Source organism: Enterobacter cloacae, assembly GCF_013375935.1.
GTDB classification, from domain to species: Bacteria; Pseudomonadota; Gammaproteobacteria; order Enterobacterales; family Enterobacteriaceae; genus Enterobacter; species Enterobacter pasteurii.
Map to the genome: position 1 here is coordinate 3776186 of NZ_CP056117.1, position 20516 is coordinate 3796701.

General features: G+C 57.8%; 19 protein-coding genes and 1 pseudogene. 16 read left to right on the forward strand and 4 right to left on the reverse strand.

The window, feature by feature from the left end; all coding sequences use genetic code 11:
* The first annotated feature begins 19 nt into the window (after window positions 1-19).
* Window positions 20-1546, forward strand: coding sequence for a YdgA family protein (locus HWQ14_RS17650; RefSeq protein WP_176610499.1), 1527 nt, complete (start codon window positions 20-22; stop codon window positions 1544-1546).
* Window positions 1547-1585: 39 nt separating this feature from the next.
* Here the strand turns inward: HWQ14_RS17650 and HWQ14_RS17655 are convergent, their stop codons facing one another.
* Window positions 1586-2440, reverse strand: coding sequence for an alpha/beta fold hydrolase (locus HWQ14_RS17655; protein ID WP_176610500.1), 855 nt, complete (start codon window positions 2438-2440; stop codon window positions 1586-1588).
* 12 nt (window positions 2441-2452) lie between these two features.
* Entirely contained in the window at window positions 2453-3433 is a 981-nt protein-coding gene (locus HWQ14_RS17660; RefSeq protein WP_176610501.1) for an MBL fold metallo-hydrolase, read from the reverse strand.
* Between the two features lie 108 nt (window positions 3434-3541).
* On the opposite strand from HWQ14_RS17660, the gene HWQ14_RS17665 reads away from it, so the two are divergent.
* Window positions 3542-4429 carry a LysR family transcriptional regulator gene (locus tag HWQ14_RS17665; protein WP_176610502.1) on the forward strand — a complete coding sequence of 296 codons (888 nt, stop codon included), beginning with the start codon at window positions 3542-3544 and terminating at the stop codon, window positions 4427-4429.
* A gap of 10 nt (window positions 4430-4439) precedes the next feature.
* On the opposite strand, the gene HWQ14_RS17670 is transcribed toward HWQ14_RS17665, so the two are convergent.
* A complete protein-coding gene (locus HWQ14_RS17670; protein WP_148418865.1) occupies window positions 4440-5468 on the reverse strand; it encodes a Mal regulon transcriptional regulator MalI in 1029 nt (342 codons plus the stop codon).
* Window positions 5469-5647: 179 nt separating this feature from the next.
* On the opposite strand from HWQ14_RS17670, the gene malX reads away from it, so the two are divergent.
* The 3 genes from malX (at window position 5648) to add (ending at window position 9559) form a co-directional block, all read left to right on the forward strand.
* Entirely contained in the window at window positions 5648-7240 is a 1593-nt protein-coding gene (gene malX, locus HWQ14_RS17675) for a maltose/glucose-specific PTS transporter subunit IIBC (protein WP_148418867.1), read from the forward strand.
* 48 nt (window positions 7241-7288) lie between these two features.
* Complete coding sequence (locus HWQ14_RS17680; protein ID WP_176610503.1) at window positions 7289-8461, forward strand: MalY/PatB family protein; 1173 nt, start codon at window positions 7289-7291, stop codon at window positions 8459-8461.
* A gap of 96 nt (window positions 8462-8557) precedes the next feature.
* Entirely contained in the window at window positions 8558-9559 is a 1002-nt protein-coding gene (add, locus tag HWQ14_RS17685) for an adenosine deaminase (RefSeq protein WP_176610504.1), read from the forward strand.
* Window positions 9560-9598: 39 nt separating this feature from the next.
* Here add and HWQ14_RS17690 read toward each other — a convergent pair whose 3' ends face one another.
* Window positions 9599-10639 carry an oxidoreductase gene (locus tag HWQ14_RS17690; RefSeq protein ID WP_176610505.1) on the reverse strand — a complete coding sequence of 347 codons (1041 nt, stop codon included), beginning with the start codon at window positions 10637-10639 and terminating at the stop codon, window positions 9599-9601.
* Window positions 10640-10878: 239 nt separating this feature from the next.
* Between HWQ14_RS17690 and blr the strand changes: the two genes are divergently transcribed.
* From blr to dtpA, 11 genes and pseudogenes are all read left to right on the forward strand, one after another.
* A complete protein-coding gene (gene blr, locus HWQ14_RS17695) occupies window positions 10879-11004 on the forward strand; it encodes a division septum protein Blr (protein ID WP_176611222.1) in 126 nt (41 codons plus the stop codon).
* Window positions 11005-11235: 231 nt separating this feature from the next.
* A complete protein-coding gene (ydgT, locus tag HWQ14_RS17700) occupies window positions 11236-11451 on the forward strand; it encodes a transcription modulator YdgT (RefSeq protein WP_000217941.1) in 216 nt (71 codons plus the stop codon).
* Between the two features lie 85 nt (window positions 11452-11536).
* Window positions 11537-11977, forward strand: a complete 441-nt coding sequence (locus HWQ14_RS17705) for a DUF2569 domain-containing protein (RefSeq protein ID WP_148418877.1) — start codon at window positions 11537-11539, stop codon at window positions 11975-11977.
* Window positions 11978-12053: 76 nt separating this feature from the next.
* Window positions 12054-12635 carry an electron transport complex subunit RsxA gene (rsxA, locus tag HWQ14_RS17710; RefSeq protein ID WP_022647920.1) on the forward strand — a complete coding sequence of 194 codons (582 nt, stop codon included), beginning with the start codon at window positions 12054-12056 and terminating at the stop codon, window positions 12633-12635.
* The gene (rsxB, locus tag HWQ14_RS17715) at window positions 12635-13213 is read left to right on the forward strand and encodes an electron transport complex subunit RsxB (protein ID WP_148418879.1); all 579 of its coding nucleotides are present in this window, start codon (window positions 12635-12637) and stop codon (window positions 13211-13213) included. The genes rsxA and rsxB overlap by 1 nt, the downstream gene beginning before the upstream one ends.
* A pseudogene (rsxC, locus tag HWQ14_RS17720) lies at window positions 13206-15321 on the forward strand (electron transport complex subunit RsxC). The gene rsxB and the pseudogene rsxC overlap by 8 nt, the downstream one beginning before the upstream one ends.
* Entirely contained in the window at window positions 15322-16374 is a 1053-nt protein-coding gene (rsxD, locus tag HWQ14_RS17725; protein ID WP_176610506.1) for an electron transport complex subunit RsxD, read from the forward strand.
* 10 nt (window positions 16375-16384) lie between these two features.
* Complete coding sequence (gene rsxG, locus HWQ14_RS17730; RefSeq protein ID WP_176610507.1) at window positions 16385-17005, forward strand: electron transport complex subunit RsxG; 621 nt, start codon at window positions 16385-16387, stop codon at window positions 17003-17005.
* 2 nt (window positions 17006-17007) lie between these two features.
* Window positions 17008-17694 (forward strand): electron transport complex subunit E, encoded by a 687-nt coding sequence (locus tag HWQ14_RS17735; protein WP_176610508.1) that lies wholly within the window; start codon window positions 17008-17010, stop codon window positions 17692-17694.
* Window positions 17691-18326, forward strand: coding sequence for an endonuclease III (gene nth / locus HWQ14_RS17740; RefSeq protein ID WP_148418888.1), 636 nt, complete (start codon window positions 17691-17693; stop codon window positions 18324-18326). The genes HWQ14_RS17735 and nth overlap by 4 nt, the downstream gene beginning before the upstream one ends.
* Before the next feature lie 608 nt (window positions 18327-18934).
* Window positions 18935-20443, forward strand: coding sequence for a dipeptide/tripeptide permease DtpA (gene dtpA / locus HWQ14_RS17745; RefSeq protein WP_176610509.1), 1509 nt, complete (start codon window positions 18935-18937; stop codon window positions 20441-20443).
* Window positions 20444-20516: the final 73 nt, after the last annotated feature.

Sequence of the window (20516 nt, forward strand, 5' to 3'; positions counted from 1 at the left end):
CATTTTAGGGATAATCGCAATGAAAAAATCGGTCGTAGCGGTAGGAGTGATTGTTGCTTTAGGCGCGATCTGGACGGGTGCTTCCTGGTATACCGGGAAACAGCTGGAAAGCCGTCTGGCAGAGATGATGGCGCAGGCAAACAGCGAGATTAAGCGCAGCGCGCCTGAAGCAGGCCTGGAGCTGAGCTACCAGAACTACCAGCGTGGCGTGTTTACCAGCCATATGCAGGTGGTGGTGAAGCCGGTGGCGGGGAATCAGAATGCCTGGCTGAAGCCGGGCCAGAGCGTCGTGCTGGATGAAGTGGTCAGCCACGGTCCGTTCCCGCTGGCGCAGTTGAAAAAGTTTAACCTGATCCCATCCATGGCGTCGGCCCGAACCGTGCTGGTGAATAACGACGTGACGAAGCCGCTTTTCGACATGGCGAAAAATGAATCTCCGTTTGAGATTAATACCCGCATCAGCTATGCCGGCGACACGCGCTCTGATATCGACCTGAAAGCGCTGAATTACGAACAAGGCACCGACAAGGTCGCCTTCAGCGGCGGTAATTTCCAGCTTGACGCCGATCGTGACGGCAAAAACGTCTCGCTGACCGGCGAGGCGGAAAGCGGCCTGGTTAACTCAGTCAATGAGTACAACCAGAAGGTCCAGCTCACCTTTAACAACCTTAAAGCGAGCGGCAACAGCCGTATGACCGATTTTGCCGAGCGTATTGGTGACCAGAAGCTGAGCCTCGACAAAATCGCCATTGCGATTGAAGGCAAAGAGATGGCCGTGCTGGAAGGCATGGAGCTGGACGGCAAGTCCGACGTCTCCAAAGACGGTAAAAGCATCAACACCCAGCTGGATTACGGCCTGAAAAGCCTGAAGGTGCAGAACCAGGATCTGGGTACCGGCAAACTGTCGCTCAAAATCGGCAATATTGACGGCAAGGCGTGGCACGAGTTTAGCCAGAAATACAGCAAAGAGAGCCAGGCCCTGCTGACCGATGCCGCGCTGCAGCAGAACCCGCAGGCTTACCAGCAGCAGGCCATGGCGGTGCTGTTTAATAACCTGCCTGTTCTGCTGAAAGGCGAACCGGTTATCACCGTAGCGCCGCTGAGCTGGAAAAACGCGAAGGGCGAAACCAACCTTAACCTGTCCCTGTTCCTGAAGGATCCGGCGGCCGCCACCGGTGAGCCGCAGACGCTGGCACAGGAAGTTGACCGCAGCGTGAAGTCGCTCGACAGCAAGCTCACCATCCCGATGGATATGGCGACCGAGTTCATGACGCAGATCGCGAAGCTTGAGGGTTACGGTGAGGATGATGCAGGCAAGCTGGCGAACCAGCAGGTGAAAGGCCTGGCGGCGATGGGCCAGATGTTCCGCATCACGAAGGTGGAAGACAACACTATCTCCACCAGCCTGCAATACGCCAACGGGCAGGTAACGCTTAACGGCGACAAAATGCCGCTGGAAGACTTTGTCGGCATGTTTGGTATGCCGACCCTGGGCATGCCGGAACCGGCTGCCCCGGCAGTGCCGCCGGCGGTACCGCAGCAGTAATCGACCCAAGCCCCTCATTGAGGGGCTTTTTCTTGCCGCTTATCCCTTCCAGCCCTCCAGGAAATCCATCAGCAGCGCGTTCACTTTCTCCGGCTGTTCCTCCTGCGGCAGATGCCCACACTCTTCTATGGCATGCGCTCTGAGGTCATCCGCCATTTCTGCCCAAACGCTTCGCATATCGAACAGTTTACCCACTGCGTGAAAATCATTACCCCACAAGGACATAACCGGGCAGGCAATTTTCACATCGGCATCGTCCAGATCCTGCGCCACGTCTTCGGCATTGGCGCGGTAATCCGCCATCGCACCCCGTACCGCTCCCGGTGCCTGATACGCGCGGACGTAGGTATCAAAGGCCTCACCGCTAATTGTCGACGGATCGAACGTCCAGTCTGAGAAAAAATGACGAAGCCAGATATGCTCGCGCCCTGCAATTAAGGCCTCCGGCAGATCGGGCACCAGATGGAACAGGAAGAACCAGTACGCCCGGGCAACCGAGGCATTAAGATCGCGTGCGACGATACGCGTTGGCACGTTGTCCATCACCACCAGACGATCGACCTTTTCAGGGTAATCTTTAGCGAACCGGGTGGCGACGCGGGCGCCCCGGTCGTGCCCCACCAGCACCACTTTTTCCAGACCCAGCGCGCGCATAAGCTCCCGGATATCCCGGGCCATATTGCGTTTGTCGTAGCCCGAAGCGGGTTTGTCCGTCTCCCCGTAACCGCGCAGATCGGGTGCAATTACGCGATAGTGCCTGGACAGCACCGGCATCTGGTAGCGCCAGGCGTAATGCGTTTCGGGAAAACCGTGCAGGAGGATCACCGGCGCGCCTTCGCCTTCCTCAACCACGAACTGGCGGATGCCGTTAGCTGTTACGGTGTAACTTTTCATGCGTTTAACCTCTTATTTCAGCAGCGGCACGTGCGCGGCGCGCTGATAGGGACCATAGGTGGCGGGGCTCCAGCTGAAGCCCTGACCGCTGTCAGTAATATGGCCCACGCCAGGAAAAGGCAGGTGCGCAGCAGCGACCCATTCGCCGCTTTTTGCCAGGGCGTTAAATTCCTGCGTGCGGGACGCGACGGCTTTCTTCGCGTCAACATCAAAGCGAATCGAGACGTCGGGGTGGGGAAACTGGATCGCCGGGGCGTGGATGAGATCGCCAATAACGTCGATCGCCTGCCCTTCAGACGTAAAACGATAAACGGTGCTGCCCGACGTATGGCCCGGCGCATAGGCGGTTTGCACCTCCGGGATCGGCGACGCGGGCGGAACGAAGGTTTTAAGGCGCCCCGAGGCGCTATAAGACGACAACGCTTTTTGCGCGATGGCGAAATATTCTTTTGCATTCGCAGGCGCGCTCGCCTCTTTAGCGGGATCGAGCCAGTAGTCAGCCTCACCCTGTGGGACGTAAACCGTAGCGTTAGGGAAAAGCGCCTTCCCTGCGGCATCGCTCAGACCGCAGACGTGATCGAGATGGAGGTGGGTGAGGAAAATGGCGTCTACCTGCCCGGGGCGATAGCCGGAAGCCTCCATATTCGGGATCAGCTGGCCTGCGGTCTGCGGCACGCAATGGCCCGCCCCGCTGTCAACCATGATCAGATGCTTACCGGTGTTGATCAGAAACGCGTTAAATGACGTCGGCATACGTTCGGCATCGATGCGGCGCTGCGCCAGCAGCGTGCGAATATTATTCTCGGATACTCCCTTCAGCAGTGATGGCGAAAGATCGTTGTAGCCATCGAACAGCGCCGTGACCTCATAGTGCCCCACTGCCAGACGGTAATAGCCCGGAACCTGCTGGCGAATCTGTGCAGGCGCATCCGCCCACGCTGAACCAACAAAAATCAAACCGCTGAGCGCCAGCGACGTTGTTATCTTTTTCATTTTCACTCCGAATGTAGCGTTTATCAGGACGTGAAATGACTATGGCGCTATAACGATTAATAGTGTAGATGTATGATTTGATACGCCAGTATAACGAGAATCGATATAATGAAGCTGGAAGACGTTGAAGTATTTGTTGAAGCTGTCAGGGCAGGCAGCCTGGCCGGTGCCGCCCGTCGGCTGTCAATGAGCGCCATGGCGGCTTCCCGCGCGCTGAATGCCCTTGAAGCGGAGCTGGGGGTGCGTCTGGTTCACTGCACCACGCGCTCCCTCTCGCCCACCGGCGATGGCGAGGTGTTTTTGCCCCACGCGCATGCCCTGCTGGAGGATAAAACCAACGCGCTGGCGGATCTGTTTCCCGATGGGTCTCACCTTGCCGGACGTCTTCGCATCACCGCCTCTGCGGCGTTTGGACGCAAAATCATCGCCCCGATGCTCCCCGGCTTTATGCGACAGCACCCCGCCCTCCAGGTCGATTTGCTGGCTACTGACGAACAAATCGATATTGTCAGCCATGGGCTGGACGTGGCCTTACGTATCGCGCCGCTGAGGGATAACCGCCTGGTGGCCCACCGGCTCTGCGATAACCCCCGCGACCTGTGCGCCAGCGCGGAGTACCTGGCGGCGAACGGCTATCCTGAAACGCTTGGCGATCTTGCTGAACACAGCTGCCTGACCGCTTCAGACACAATGCACTGGTCATTCGAGCAGGGCGATATCCGCCACCGGCAAAAAGTGTCGGGACGTTTTTCGGCTAACTCTATAGAGGCCATCTTTGAAGCGTGTCTGGGGGGAATGGGGATTGCGAATTTGTCCCGCTGGTATGTTGAACCCGCGTTTGCCGCGGGCCAGCTTGAGCGGATCGTTCTTAAGGACGCGCGGCCGGAAGCGCTGGCCGTGTGGGCAGTCTACCCGACGTCCCGGCTGATCCCCGCTAAGGTAAGAAAGTTTGTGGAAGCCCTGGAGGCGCGGCTGGCGCAGGATCCACTGACGTAAGCGGCAGGGATTACTTCACCGTCACTAACCGCGCCGCCACAATCTGGTGCCCGGCCTGCACGTCCGACTTTTCAATCCGCTGCATGATCCTGTCCGCCAGGGTGTAACCCATCTCCCGGGCCGGGGTCGTCGCCCAGACGATGGGAAGATCGTCCAGCGCATTTTCCCCGACGTCGGCAAACGCCCCCAGCGCCACCTGATGGCCAAAGAACGTTTCAACCCCGCCCTCGCCGCTCTGGCGGCCGGCACGAATTAAGCCAAACCATGCCCCCATGGCAATCACGTCGTTATAGCAAATGACGGCGCTGATGGTCGGGCTGCTGCGCAGCAACGTCGCGATCGCTTCCGCCGCCTTCTTCTGGCTGGACTCGCACTCCACCACCCATTCGCTGTGGAACGGAAGCCCGTATTTGATAAGCGTTGAGCAGTATCCGCCTACGCGTTCGGCGCGCGTCAGGGACGAACTTTTGCCGCCGAGCCAGGCGATGCGCTGATGTCCGCGATGAATAAGATGCTCGGTCAGCATTTGCGCGGCCTGCATATTATCCGGGCGAAGCGTATCGGCTTCGTCGAGATAGCTGGCTCTCGAGGCAAACACCAGCGGCACGCCTTTCTGCGCGGCGCGCTCGCACAGCTCGCTGCCCACCCCGGAGGCCCCGGCGACGATCACGCCGTCTACCCCCTGCGTCAGCAGCATGTCCAGCCGGGACAGTAGCTGCTCCGCTTCCCGACCACCGTGAAGGAGAAAGACCATTCGCCCCTGCGCTTCGAGCGCTTCGGTAAGCCCGGCGGTCAGCTCGGCGTAAAACGGCGACGTCAGGTCGCGAACGATCAGCCCTATCACCCCGCTCTGCCCGCCGCGCAGCGCCGACGCCTGGCGATTACGCACAAAGCCCAGTTGCTCAACGGCCTCGTTGACGCGCTGGCCGGTGGCGGGAGAGATGCGCCCCTTCCCGCTCAGCACCAGCGAAACGGTGCTGACGGAAACCCCCGCCGCCAGCGCAACATCGTTAATGGTGATCTTTTTCGCTACAGCCATGTGGTGGCGTGACTCCCTGATAGTGAGATCGCTAAAACGTTTTATCAATATGTTCTCTTTATACTACCAGTGAAAGCCCGGGAATGTGATTCAGCGCGCACTAAAGTTTGATAAAACGTTTTATCTTCTCGCTCCATTGAGGCAGGTAAATAACGTTCCACTATTTAAGGAGTCGTTTTATGACGGCGAAAGCAGCACAAAAAATATCGCTGTGGGAGTTTTTCCAGCAACTGGGTAAAACCTTTATGCTGCCCGTGGCGCTTCTCTCTTTTTGCGGGATCATGCTGGGGATCGGCAGTTCGTTAAGCAGCCACGACGTGATTACCCTGATCCCGTTCCTCGGTAATCCGGTGCTTCAGGCGATCTTCATCTGGATGAGCAAGGTTGGCTCCTTCGCCTTCAGCTTCCTGCCGGTGATGTTCTGTATTGCTATTCCTCTGGGGCTGGCGCGCGAGAACAAAGGCGTGGCGGCGTTCGCGGGCTTCGTTGGCTATGCGGTGATGAACCTCGCGGTCAACTTCTGGCTCACCGCTAAGGGGATCCTGCCGACGACCGACGCGGCGGTGCTGAAAGCCAATAACATTCAGAGCGTGATTGGCATTCAGTCCATCGATACCGGGATCCTCGGGGCGGTGATCGCCGGCGTGATTATCTGGATGCTGCACGAGCGCTTCCACAATATCCGCCTGCCCGACGCGCTGGCCTTCTTCGGCGGCACCCGCTTTGTGCCCATTATTACGCTGGTTGTTATGGGCCTGTTTGGCCTGATCATCCCGCTGATTTGGCCGGTGTTTGCTATGGGGATCGCCGGGATTGGCCGGGTCATTAACGGTGCGGGTGATTTCGGCCCGATGATTTTCGGTACGGGCGAGCGTCTGCTGCTGCCGTTTGGCTTACAGCATATTCTGGTGGCCCTGATTCGCTTTACCGAAGCCGGCGGCACCATGGACGTCTGCGGCCATTCGGTAAGCGGCGCGCTGACCATCTTCCAGGCACAGCTGAGCTGCCCGACCACCCACGGCTTCTCTGAAAGCGCGACCCGCTTCCTGTCGCAGGGTAAAATGCCCGCATTCCTCGGCGGCCTGCCGGGAGCCGCGCTGGCAATGTACCACTGCGCCCGTCCGGAGAATCGTCATAAAATTAAGGGCCTGCTGATCTCCGGCGTAATCGCCTGCGTGGTGGGCGGCACGACAGAGCCTATCGAGTTCCTGTTCCTGTTCGTAGCGCCGGTGCTGTACCTCATCCACGCCGTTCTGACGGGCCTGGGCTTTACCGTAATGGCCGTATTGGGTGTGACCATCGGCAACACCGACGGCAACGTGATCGACTTCGTGGTATTCGGTATCCTGCACGGCCTGTCCACCAAGTGGTATCTGGTGCCGGTTGTGGCTGCTATCTGGTTCGCGGTGTACTACGGGATCTTCCGCTTCGCCATCACCCGCTTTAACCTGAAAACGCCTGGACGCGATACCGATACCGCCACCAGCGTTGAGCAGGCGGTGGCCGGTACCGTCGGCAAATCCGGCTATAACACGCCGGCGATTCTGGCGGCGCTGGGCGGTGCGGATAACATCACCTCGCTGGATAACTGCATCACCCGCCTGCGCCTGTCGGTGGCGGATATGTCTAAAGTCGATGCTAACGCGCTGAAGGCTAACCGGGCAATCGGCGTGGTACAGTTAAATCAACACAATTTGCAGGTGGTCATAGGCCCGCAGGTTCAGTCAGTGAAGGATGAACTGGCAACCCTGATGCGAACCGTCGAAGCCTGATGCCTCGCCCCCTCGCTGTGAGGGGGTTTTATTTTACGGAGCACCGTGATGTTTGATTTTTCTACCGTCGTGGACCGACACGGCACCTGGTGTACCCAGTGGGATTATGTCGCCGACCGCTTCGGCGCTGCCGATCTGCTGCCCTTCACCATCTCTGATATGGATTTTGCCACCGCGCCCTGCATCCTCGATGCGCTGCACCAGCGCGTGAACCACGGCGTGTTAGGATACAGCCGCTGGAAGAATGATGAATTCCTGGCCGCCGTGGCGCACTGGTTCCGCCAGCGCTTTAACAGCGAGATTGACCCGGAAACGGTTGTGTACGGGCCGTCGGTCATCTATATGGTTTCGGAACTTATCCGCGTCTGGTCCTCGCCGGGGGACGGCGTAGTGGTTCATACCCCGGCTTACGATGCGTTTTATAAGGCCATCGAAGGCAACCAGCGTACCGTGGTTTCGGTGCCAATGCAGAAGACGCCGGGCGACTGGGACGGGAACATGGCCGCGCTCGAAGCCGCGCTGGCAAAACCTGAAAACACCATCCTGCTCCTGTGCAGCCCGCAAAACCCGACCGGCAAAGTCTGGACGCGGGATGAGCTGACCAGGATCGCGGCGCTGTGCGAACGCTATAACGTGGCGGCAGTCAGCGATGAAATTCATATGGACATGGTCTGGGGATCGCATCGCCATACGCCCTGGAACGCGGTTGCGCGCGGTAAATGGGCCCTGCTGACCTCCGGTTCAAAGAGCTTTAATATACCGGCGCTGACGGGAGCCTACGGACTGATTGCCGATAACGACAGCCGTAACGCCTACCTGAGTGCGCTAAAAGGCCGGGACGGACTCTCTTCCCCTTCCGTGCTCGCCCTCACCGCCCACATCGCCGCTTACCAGCAGGGCGAACCCTGGCTGGACGCGCTGCGGGCCTATCTTGAAGAAAACCTGCGCTACGTTGCCCACGAGCTAAACCGCGCTTTCCCGCAGCTCAACTGGCTGCCGCCCGAGGCAACCTATCTGGCCTGGATCGATCTTCGCCCGCTAGGTATCGATGATAAAGCACTGCAAAAGGTGCTGATCGAACAGCAAAAAGTGGCCATTATGCCGGGTTATACCTACGGGGATGAGGGCAAAGGCTTCGTCCGACTGAACGCCGGCTGTCCGCGCAGCAAGCTCGAACAGGGCGTTCAGCGGCTGATCGCCGGCATCAACACCCTGCTGTAAATTATTTGCGCAACGGAATATTCCCTTGCGCAAATAGCTTTTTACCTCGATTTGTTTTTATAATATGGCGCACTTTAACCAGCAAAGAGTGCGACCATGATTGATACCCGCCTGCCTTTAACAGATATTCACCGCCACCTTGACGGCAACATTCGTGCCCAAACCATTCTCGATCTTGGCCGCCAGTTCAATCTCACGCTTCCTGCCGAAACGCTTGATACCCTGATCCCGCACGTTCAGGTCACCTCGAACGAACCGGATCTGGTGAGTTTCCTGAGCAAACTCGACTGGGGCGTGAAGATGCTGGCCTCTCTGGACGCCTGCCGCCGCGTTGCCTTTGAAAACATCGAAGATGCGGCACGTAACGGCCTGCACTATGTCGAGCTGCGTTTTTCGCCGGGCTATATGGCGATGACCCACGGCCTGCCCGTGGCGGGCGTCGTTGAAGCGGTAATTGACGGCGTGCGTGAAGGCTGTAAAACCTTTGACGTTCAGGCGCGGCTGATCGGCATTATGAGCCGTACCTTCGGTGAATCGGCCTGCCTCCAGGAGCTGGAAGCGTTGCTGGCGCATCGCGACCAGATTACCGCCGTCGATCTTGCCGGTGACGAGCTGGGCTTCCCGGGCAGCCTGTTCCTGTCCCATTTCAACCGGGCGCGCGATGCAGGCTGGCACATCACCGTTCACGCGGGTGAAGCCGCCGGGCCGGAAAGCATCTGGCAGGCCATTCGTGAGCTGGGTGCGGAACGTATCGGCCACGGCGTCAAAGCGGTTGAAGATCGCGCCCTGATGGATTTTCTCGCCGAGCAGCGCATCGGGATCGAATCCTGCCTGACCTCCAACATTCAGACCAGCACAGTGGCATCGCTGGCGCACCATCCCCTGAAAACCTTCCTCGAGCACGGGGTGCTGGCTTCACTGAACACCGACGATCCGGCGGTCCAGGGCGTGGATATCATTCACGAATACACTATCGCCGCGCCGCAGGCCGGGCTGAGCCGGGAGCAGATCCGCCAGGCGCAGATCAACGGTCTGGAAATCGCCTTCCTTACGCCTGAAGAAAAGCAGGCGCTTAAGGATAAAGTGGCTCGCGGTTAACGCCAGTGCCGGGCGGCACGGGGCCTGCCCGGCACGGCCTTATGCCAGACAGAGCGTTGCGCGATGTCTGGCAGATTCAATTCCCAGCTCGATCAGCTCCATAATCTGTATTGCCTGACTCGCCGGAACCGGATTTTCCCCGGAACCGTTCAGCGCGTCGCGGATAGCGGCATAATAGGCCGGGTAGTTTCCCGGTAGCGTCAGCACCGTCTCCTCCACCAGCACCTCTCCCTCCGCACGCGTCACCACGCCGTCACGCATGTCGTAGCCCCAGTCCTCCTGCGGCAGGCGTTCGCCATTTTTTAGACGCCCCTCCTGCGGATCCAGGCCGAACTTCACGTAGCTGCCGCGCGCGCCGTGAACGATATAGCGGGCCGATTCCGCAGCCGCAAGCATCGTTCCGTGCAGCACAATACGGCGCTGCGGATAACTTAACATGGCGTGGAAATAGTCGGTGGTTTGCGCCCCCGGCCTGAGCTGAGCCAAATCGACCGTCATGCTCACGGGAAGCCCAAACAGATGAACGGCCTGATCGAGAAGGTGCGGCGCCAGGTCATACCAGATGCCGCTGCCCGGTCCGGCCTGCTCGCGCCAGCGGTCCCGCACCTGCGGGCGAAAACGATCGAAGTGCGACTCAAAATAAGCAATTTCTCCAAGCGTGCCTTCGTTCAGCAGCGCCTTAACCGTCAGAAAATCACTGCCCCAGCGCCGGTTATGAAATACTGACAGTAGCCGCCCCAGGCTGCGCGCCAGCGCGTCCAGCTCGCGCGCCTGTGACAGCGTCACGGTAAAAGGCTTATCGACGACAACGTGTTTACCCGCTTCCAGCGCCGCCTTCGCCAGCGGGAAGTGGGTGTCGTTAGGGGTGGGGATGACAATAAGGTCAATATTCGGATCGTTAAAGAGATGCTTTGGCTCCGTCACCACCGGCACGGCCGGCCAGTCGGCGTGGACTTTGGTTTCATCGCTGCTTGAGATAGCCGCCAGCTCCATTCCCGGAGTACCGGCAACCAGCGGTGCATGAAAGGTCTTGCTCGCGTATCCGTAGCCAATAAGACCGACGCGGATGTTTTCACTCATGATATGCCCCCTCGCCGTGCGCTTATTTACCACCGCATTTGCGCTTGCCGCACGGATTAATAATGTGCCCTTAGACTTAAAATAGCATCCTGCGGCAAAGGTATTTGTTACGGCCCGTAAAAGTGTGCCTTTTATCCCGGGGAATCGTTCCCAAAGCGCTTGCCCTGAGGAAAATGGCGCTGTAACATTTGCAATCTGTATTTATGGATAAATTACAAACACAAATTATGGCGTCAATAATTAATCGAATCATTGAATTAGCGGGATGGATTGTCCTTGGGGTGTCGGTCGTGTTGCTTGGCGTTGCCAGCCATATCGATAACTACCAGCCGCCGGAGCCTGTGACCGTCGCACAACATAAGTAATCCGGTTTCGTCATAAAGCGTGACAATTTACGTTATGGCACGTATTGCCTGACGTTATGAACGGGGTTACCCTTCACTTCCAGGCATCGACGGGTGCCTGATTCTTCGCAAAGAAAACTCCTAATTTCGTCACGCTACCCGAGTGGACAGTTTACGTCTTTATTAATCCGTTTATTATTCGAACGCGTTACCTTTACGGGTATTACCCCTTTTATATGGAAACTCATTAATATGACAGTTCAGGACTATTTATTAAAATTTCGCAAAATCAATTCCCTTGAGAGCCTGGAAAAACTGTTTGACCATCTGAACTATACCCTGTCGGATAATCAGGACATCATCAATATGTACCGTGCCGCAGATCACCGTCGCGCCGAACTGGTCTCTGGCGGTCGTCTGTTCAACGTAGGTGAAGTCCCTAAATCCGTATGGCGTTATGTAGTATAAGAAAGTAGCCATCCGCGTGAAATGTTATATACTCTGCGCCCTGCAAATTTCTGTATAACATTTCGCGCAGACTATGGGAGAGCCTATGACCGCATTGCCTGGAGAAAGAATTGGTGGCTGGTTAATCGCCCCGCTGGCATGGCTGCTGGTTGCATTATTAAGCGCGTCTCTGGCGCTGCTGCTTTATACCACTGCACTGATTACGCCTCATGCTATCCAGACGCTGATGTCTCAGAGCGCGCTCAATATTGCGACCTGGTTTGTGTCGTTCGTTTTCGCGATCGCGATGTGGTACTACACGCTGTGGCTGACCATCGCATTCTTCAGGCGCCGCAAAAGCGTGCCGAAGCACTACATTATCTGGCTGCTGGTCTCCGTGCTGCTGGCCGTAAAAGCCTTCGCCTTTTCGCCCGTGTCTGACGCGCTGGCGGTGCGCCAGCTGCTGTTTCCGCTGCTGGCAACGGCGCTTCTGGTGCCCTATTTCAAGCGCTCAACGCGCGTGAAAAAGACCTTCGTTAACCCGTAATAACCTTACAGTTAACCTGTTGTGGCCTGTTGTCGTTTATCCGATAATAGGCGGCTATTTTATTTCAGGCTAAATAATGACCGATTACTTACTGCTCTTTGTCGGAACTGTGCTGGTTAATAACTTCGTGCTGGTGAAGTTCCTTGGCCTGTGCCCGTTCATGGGCGTCTCCAAAAAGCTGGAGACGGCAATGGGCATGGGGCTGGCAACCACCTTCGTGATGACGATGGCCTCTATCTGCGCATGGCTGATTGATACCTGGATCCTCATCCCGTTGGACATGCTTTATTTGCGCACCCTGTCCTTTATCCTGGTCATTGCGGTGGTTGTGCAGTTCACCGAAATGGTGGTGCGTAAAACCAGTCCGGCCCTGTATCGCCTGCTGGGTATTTTTCTGCCTCTCATCACCACCAACTGTGCGGTGCTGGGCGTGGCGCTGCTCAACATCAACCTTGGGCATAATTTCATGCAGTCGGCGCTGTACGGTTTTTCCGCGGCGGTCGGTTTTTCCTTTGTTATGGTTCTGTTCGCGTCCATTCGCGAGCGTCTGGCGGCGGCGGATATTCCCGCGCCGTTTCGCGGCAACGCCATCGCGCTGGTGACCGCTGGTTTAATGTCTCTGGCCTTTATGGGCTTTAGTGGTCTGGTGAAGTTGTAATGAGTGCTATCTGGATTGCCATCGCGTCCATCAGCGTGCTGGGACTGGTGTTTGGCGTCATTCTGGGCTATGCCTCCCGCCGTTTTGCGGTCGAGGACGATCCGGTTGTTGAAAAAATCGATGAGCTTTTACCGCAGAGCCAGTGCGGGCAGTGCGGCTACCCCGGCTGCCGCCCTTATGCTGAGGCGGTGGGCGTGCAGGGTGAGAAAATTAACCGCTGCGCGCCGGGTGGCGAAGCCGTCATGCTCAAAATTGCCGCGCTGCTTAACGTCGACCCGCAGCCCGTCGACGGCGATGAACAGGCGCAGGAGCCCGTGCGCGCCCTTGCCGTTATTGACGAAGCCAACTGCATTGGCTGTACCAAATGTATTCAGGCGTGTCCTGTAGACGCCATTGTGGGCGCAACGCGCGCTATGCACACCGTTGTGGCGGATCTGTGCACCGGCTGTAATCTCTGCGTGGCGCCCTGCCCGACGCAGTGTATAGAGCTACGCCCGGTTGAAACGACTACCGAAAACTGGAAGTGGGATCTTCAAGCCATTCCGGTTCGCAATATTCCTGTGGAACAACATGTTTAAGTTATTTTCTGCTTTCAGAAAAGAGAAGATCTGGGATTTCGACGGCGGCATCCATCCGCCGGAGATGAAATCGCAGTCTAACGGCACGCCGCTGCGTCAGATCCCGCTGGCGACCCGCTACGTTATGCCTCTGAAACAGCATATCGGCGCGGAAGGTGAACTGTGCGTGAAGGAAGGCGACAGCGTCCTTCGCGGCCAGCCGCTGACCTTTGGCCGCGGCCGCATGCTGCCGGTTCACGCCCCGACCTCCGGTAAAGTGGTGTCTATTGCCCCACATACCGTTGCCCATCCGTCGGCGCTGTCCGAGCTGAGCGTCATCATTGAAGCTGATGGCGAGGACCGCTGGATCGATCGCGACGGCTGGAGCGACTACCGCTCCCGCAGCCGGGAAGAGCTGATAGCGCGTATTCATCAGTTCGGCGTTGCGGGTCTGGGCGGCGCAGGCTTCCCGACCGGCGCCAAGCTTCAAGGCGGCGGCGATAAAATCGAAACGCTGATCGTCAACGCCGCCGAGTGCGAGCCGTACATCACCGCGGATGACCGCCTGATGCAGGACTGCGCGGCGCAGGTGGTGGAAGGGATTCGCATCCTTGCGCATATCCTGCAGCCCCGCGAAGTGCTCATCGGTATTGAGGACAATAAGCCGCAGGCCATTTCCATGCTGCGCGCGGTGCTGGCGGATAGCCATGATATCGGCCTGCGCGTGATCCCAACGAAATACCCGTCCGGTGGCGCAAAGCAGCTGACGCAGATCCTGACCGGCAAGCAGGTTCCCCACGGGGGTCGTTCGTCCGATATCGAGGTGCTGATGCAGAACGTCGGTACCGCCTACGCGGTGAAGCGTGCGGTCATCGACGGGGAGCCGCTGACCGAACGCGTGGTCACCCTGACCGGCGAGTCCGTCTCGCGTCCCGGCAACGTCTGGGCTCGCCTGGGCACCCCGGTGCGTCATTTGCTGGAGCAGGCGGGGTTCTGTCCGGGCAGCGATCAGATGGTCATCATGGGCGGCCCGCTGATGGGCTTTACCCTGCCGTGGCTCGACGTCCCGGTGGTGAAAATCACTAACTGCCTGCTCGCCCCTTCCCCGACGGAAATGGGCGAAACGCAGGAAGAGAAAAGCTGCATTCGCTGTAGCGCCTGCGCAGACGCATGTCCGGCAGATTTGCTGCCGCAGCAGCTGTACTGGTACAGCAAAGGCCAGCTGCACGATAAGGCGCAGGCGCACAACCTGGCAGACTGTATTGAATGCGGTGCCTGTGCCTGGGTCTGCCCGAGCAATATTCCGCTGGTGCAGTACTTCCGTCAGGAGAAAGCCGAAATCTATGCGATCTCGATGGAGGAAAAACGCGCCGCTGAAGCTAAAGCCCGCTTTGAAGCGCGCCAGGCAAGACTGGAGCGCGAGAAGCTCGCCCGTCAGGAACGCCATAAGCAGGCCGCCGTGCAGCCTGATGCAAAAGATCAGGATGCGATTAACGCCGCACTGGCCCGCGTGCGTGAGAAAAAAGCCACCGCCGCCCAGGCGGTGGAAATAGCGGCCGGACAAAAACCGGACAACAGCGAAGCGATTGCCGCCCGCGAGGCGCGTAAAGCCGAAGCGCGCGCGTCAGGCGCAGAAGGCGCAAAACGCCAAACCGGAAGCCGATGCCGATCCGCGTAAAGCCGCGGTGGAAGCGGCTATCGCCCGTGCCAAAGCGCGCAAGGCCGGACAGCAGGCAGTGGTGGTGGAGCAGGACGCGCCGGATCCGCGCAAGGCTGCCGTGGAAGCGGCCATCGCCCGCGCTAAAGCGCGCAAGGCGGCACAGATTCAGCCTGCCGAAGAGAGCGAAGCCCCCGTCGACCCGCGTAAAGCCGCCGTGGAAGCGGCTATCGCCCGCGCCAAAGCGCGCAAGGCGGCACAGACTCAGCCTGCCGAAGAGAGCGAAGCCCCCGTCGATCCGCGTAAAGCCGCCGTGGAAGCGGCCATCGCCCGCGCTAAGGCGCGCAAGGCGGCACAGCAGGAAACGCTGCCTGCGGCCGCTAACGACGATCCACGCAAAGCCGCAGTCGCCGCCGCGATTGCGCGTGTTCAGGCAAAGAAAGCCGCGCAGCAAGCCGTTAACGAGGATTAAATGGTTTTCAGAATTGCAAGTTCCCCTTATACCCATAACCAGCGCCAGACATCGCGTATCATGATGCTGGTGTGCCTGGCCGCGCTGCCGGGCATTGCCGTTCAGTGTTGGTTTTTCGGCTGGGGCACGCTTTTCCAGCTGGCTCTTGGTTGCGCCAGCGCCGTTGCAGCGGAAGCCCTGATCCTGAAGCTGCGCAAAATGGACGTTACCCGCATCCTGAGCGATAACTCCGCCCTGCTGACCGGCCTGCTGCTGGCCATCAGCATTCCCCCGTTTGCGCCCTGGTGGATGGTGGTTTCAGGAACCGTATTTGCGGTAGTCATCGCTAAACAGCTGTACGGCGGGCTGGGCCATAACCCGTTTAACCCGGCGATGATCGGCTACGTTGTTCTGCTCATCTCCTTCCCGGTCCAGATGACCAGCTGGCTGCCGCCGCATGAGCTTGCCGCCACGGTGCCCGGGTTTATGGACGCTCTGCATGTAATCTTTAGCGGCCACACCGCGCAGGGCGCGGATATGAACGCGCTCCGCATGGGCGTGGATGGTATCAGCCAGGCGACGCCGCTCGACACCTTCAAAACCTCCCTGCGCGCCGGACACAGCGTTGAGCAGGTGATGCAGTCCTCCATTTACAGCGGCGTTCTGGCAGGTGCTGGCTGGCAGTGGGTCAATGTGGCCTACCTGCTGGGCGGTGCGTTCCTGCTGCAACAGAAGGCCATCCGCTGGCATATTCCGGTCAGCTTCCTGGCGACGCTGGCCGTCTGCTCGACGCTCGGCTGGGTTATTTCCCCGGACTCACTGGCAACCCCGCAGCTTCATTTGCTCTCCGGCGCGACCATGCTCGGTGCATTCTTTATCCTGACCGATCCGGTAACCGCCTCCACCACTAACCGCGGCCGCCTCATCTTTGGCGCGCTGGCGGGACTGCTGGTCTGGCTTATTCGCAGCTTTGGCGGCTATCCCGACGGCGTGGCGTTTGCCGTGCTACTGGCCAATATCACCGTTCCGCTCATCGACTACTACACTCGTCCGCGCGTGTACGGTCATCGCTAAGGGTTACGCCATGCTTAAGACAATGCAAAAACACGGCGTTACGCTGGCAATCTTCGCCGCCGCCCTCACCGGGCTGACGGCGCTGGTGAATGAGCTGACGAAAACCACCATTGAAGAACAGGCTGTAAAACAGCAAAAAGCGCTTTTCGATCAGGTGATCCCGTCAGATTTCTACGATAACGACCTGCAGAAGAGCTGCTTTGTCGTGCAGGCTCCGCAGCTCGGCAGCGGACCGCACCGCGTGTATATTGCCCGTAAGGGCGAGAACTCGGTGGGTGCCATCATGGAAGCCACCGCGCAGGACGGCTACTCGGGTGCTATTCAGCTGCTTGTGGGCAGTGATTTTTCCGGAACCGTGCTGGGCACGCGCGTCACGGAGCATCACGAAACGCCGGGCCTCGGCGATAAAATCGAAACGCGCTTAAGCGACTGGATCTTACACTTTGCCGGGAAGGTGATTCATGGCGAGGACGATCCCGCTTTCGCGGTGAAAAAAGATGGCGGCGAGTTTGACCAGTTCACGGGCGCCACCATAACGCCGCGCGCGGTGGTCAACGCCGTCAAGCGCGCCGGGCTGTATGCCGAAACGCTGCCCGGGCAGCTTAACAATCTTTCCCCGTGTGAGGAGTGACCATGAGCCAGGTTAAAGAAGTCATCGTTCAGGGACTCTGGAAGAACAACTCGGCGCTGGTGCAGCTGCTGGGGTTGTGCCCGCTGCTGGCGGTGACGTCCACCGCCACCAACGCGCTCGGTCTGGGCCTGGCAACCACGCTGGTGCTCACGTTGACCAACTTCTCTATTTCCGTGCTTCGCCGCTGGACGCCGTCGGAAATCCGCATTCCGATTTACGTGATGATCATTGCCTCGGTGGTTAGCGTGGTGCAAATGCTGATTAATGCCTACGCCTTTGGCCTGTACCAGTCGCTGGGGATCTTCATTCCGCTGATTGTGACCAACTGTATCGTCGTTGGCCGCGCCGAAGCCTTCGCGGTGAAAAACAACCCGGCCATCTCCGCGCTGGACGGATTTTCCATCGGCATGGGCGCTACCGCCGCGATGTTCGTCCTCGGATCTATGCGTGAAATTCTGGGCAACGGCACGCTTTTTGACGGCGCTGATGCGCTGCTCGGCGGCTGGGCTAAGGCGCTGCGCATCGAGGTGTTCCACACGGACACCCCGTTCCTGCTGGCGATGCTGCCTCCGGGAGCATTTATTGGCCTTGGCATGATGCTGGCGGTAAAATACCTGATTGATGAAAAACGTAAGCGCCGCGCGGCCGAGCGCAGCGTGCAGGAAGGGATCCCCGAAAAAGCCTCATGAATAAAGAGAAACGCATTGCGATACTGACGCGCCTGCGCGATCAGAATCCTCATCCAACGACGGAGCTGAACTTTAACTCTCCGTTTGAGCTGCTGATCGCGGTGCTGCTCTCCGCGCAGGCCACTGACGTAAGCGTCAACAAAGCGACTGCCCTGCTCTACCCCGTCGCGAATACGCCGCAGGCCATGCTGGAGCTGGGCGTGGAGGGGGTAAAATCCTATATCAAAACCATCGGCCTGTTTAACAGCAAGGCTGAAAACGTTATTAAGACCTGCCGGATCCTGCTTGAGCAGCACGGCGGTGAAGTTCCGGAAGATCGTGCTGCGCTGGAGGCGCTGCCGGGCGTCGGGCGCAAGACGGCAAACGTTGTGCTGAACACGGCTTTTGGCTGGCCGACAATTGCCGTGGATACCCATATCTTCCGCGTCTCTAACCGCACCCATTTTGCGCCAGGAAAGAACGTGGAGCAGGTTGAAGAGAAGCTGCTAAAGGTGGTTCCCGCCGAGTTTAAGGTGGACTGCCACCACTGGCTGATCCTGCACGGTCGCTATACCTGCATAGCCCGCAAGCCGCGCTGCGGCTCCTGCATTATCGAAGATCTTTGCGAGTACAGCGAAAAGGTCTATCCCTGACAGCGCTTTTTCCGCTCGCCTCTCAAGCCCTTAGTTTCAATAAGGGCTCTGCTATCCCTTAGATTGACCATAAAATGCCCTCCGCTTTGGCTTTAAGCCACACTGATTCGTCGGCCATTTAACACTCAAACAGGTTAATAGTTTTTTCATCACCAAAAATTTCTATACATCTGTGATCCCGATCACTCTGATAACGTCATGTTGGATTTTTGTTTATAAAACCGTCCCATTCCATTTGCCACGCAAGATGTAATCGGCCCCACGCCGCAGATAAGACCAGTCATTTTTCAGATTATGGGCTATATCACTGCCAACAACCTTAAATAGCAGAACATATCGCCAAGCAGCCATTCGACCGGGCCTTTTGCAGTGAAAAAAACCAGCAATTTTCAACCAATGAAATTTAACGCTGAATAACATTTGTATGAACCGAGGATTATGCCGCGTCAGTTATATGTAACAGAGTATTACAAACGTATTGCCAGACGGGGCTGGATAGTGAACATTACCCGCCGTTTCCCCTCCCAATATAACTATAAAGCGGATGGACTACGGTCATCACGCTATGAACACCCCCGTTAATATGGGATGTAAAAAAAGAGGTATATGTGTCAACTGCAAACAATAAACCAACAGATGAGAGCGTAAGTCTTAACGCTTTCAAACAGCCTAAAGCGTTCTATCTCATTTTCTCTATCGAATTATGGGAGCGTTTTGGCTACTACGGCCTGCAAGGGATTATGGCCGTTTACCTGGTTAAGCAACTGGGTATGTCCGAAGCGGATTCCATCACGCTGTTCTCATCCTTCAGCGCTCTGGTGTATGGCCTTGTCGCAATTGGCGGCTGGTTAGGCGATAAAGTCCTCGGGACTAAACGCGTCATTATGCTGGGCGCCGTGGTTCTGGCGATTGGTTATGGACTGGTTGCGTGGTCCGGGCACGATGCAGGCGTGGTATACATGGGCATGGCCACCATCGCGGTCGGTAACGGCCTCTTCAAGGCTAACCCGTCTTCCCTGCTTTCTACCTGCTACAGCAAAGATGATCCCCGTCTGGACGGTGCATTCACCATGTACTACATGTCCATCAACATCGGTTCATTCTTCTCCATGCTGGCAACCCCATGGCTGGCCGCGAAATTTGGCTGGAGCGTGGCGTTTGCGCTGAGCTTCGTGGGCATGCTGATCACGGTAGTGAACTTCCTGTTCTGCCGCAGCTGGGTTAAAGATTATGGTTCAAAACCAGACTTCGAACCGGTGCACATGGGCAAACTGCTGGCAACCATCGTTGGTGTTGTGATCCTGGCCGCCGTTGCCACCTGGCTGCTGCACAACCAGGGCGTTGCACGTGCGGTACTGGGCGTGGTTGCGCTGGGTATCGTTATCATCTTCGCCAAAGAAGCCTTCGCCATGCAGGGTTCCGCCCGCCGCAAGATGATTGTGGCCTTCATCCTGATGCTGGAAGCGATTATCTTCTTCGTGCTGTACAGCCAGATGCCTACGTCTCTGAACTTCTTCGCTATCCGTAACGTTGAGCACTCAATCCTGGGTATCGCGTTCGAGCCGGAGCAGTATCAGGCGCTCAACCCGTTCTGGATCATGATTGGTAGCCCGATTCTGGCCGCTATCTATAACAAAATGGGCGACCGTCTGCCTATGCCGCACAAGTTCGCCATCGGTATGGTGCTGTGTTCTGGCGCGTTCCTGGTCCTGCCGCTGGGTACCAAATTCGCGACTGACGCGGGTATCGTCTCCGTTAACTGGCTGATCCTGAGCTATGCGCTGCAGTCTATCGGTGAGCTGATGATCTCCGGCCTGGGCCTGGCAATGGTTGCACAGCTGGTACCACAGCGTCTGATGGGCTTCATCATGGGTAGCTGGTTCCTGACCACCGCTGGCGCGGCGATCATCGCCGGTAAGATTGCGAACCTGATGGCGGTACCAGAAAACGTTACCGACCCGCTGGTGTCCCTGAACGTTTACGGCACCGTGTTCATGCAGATTGGTATCGCGACCGCCGTGATTGCCGTACTGATGCTGCTGACTGCCCCTAAACTGAATCGTATGACTCAGGACGACGACAAATCCGCTAAGGCGAGCTCAACCGCCACCGCGTAACGTCATCGGGAAACGACTGACCAGAAGCCGCTAACGTATTAGCGGCTTTTTTTTTATCCGAACGCGCACTAAC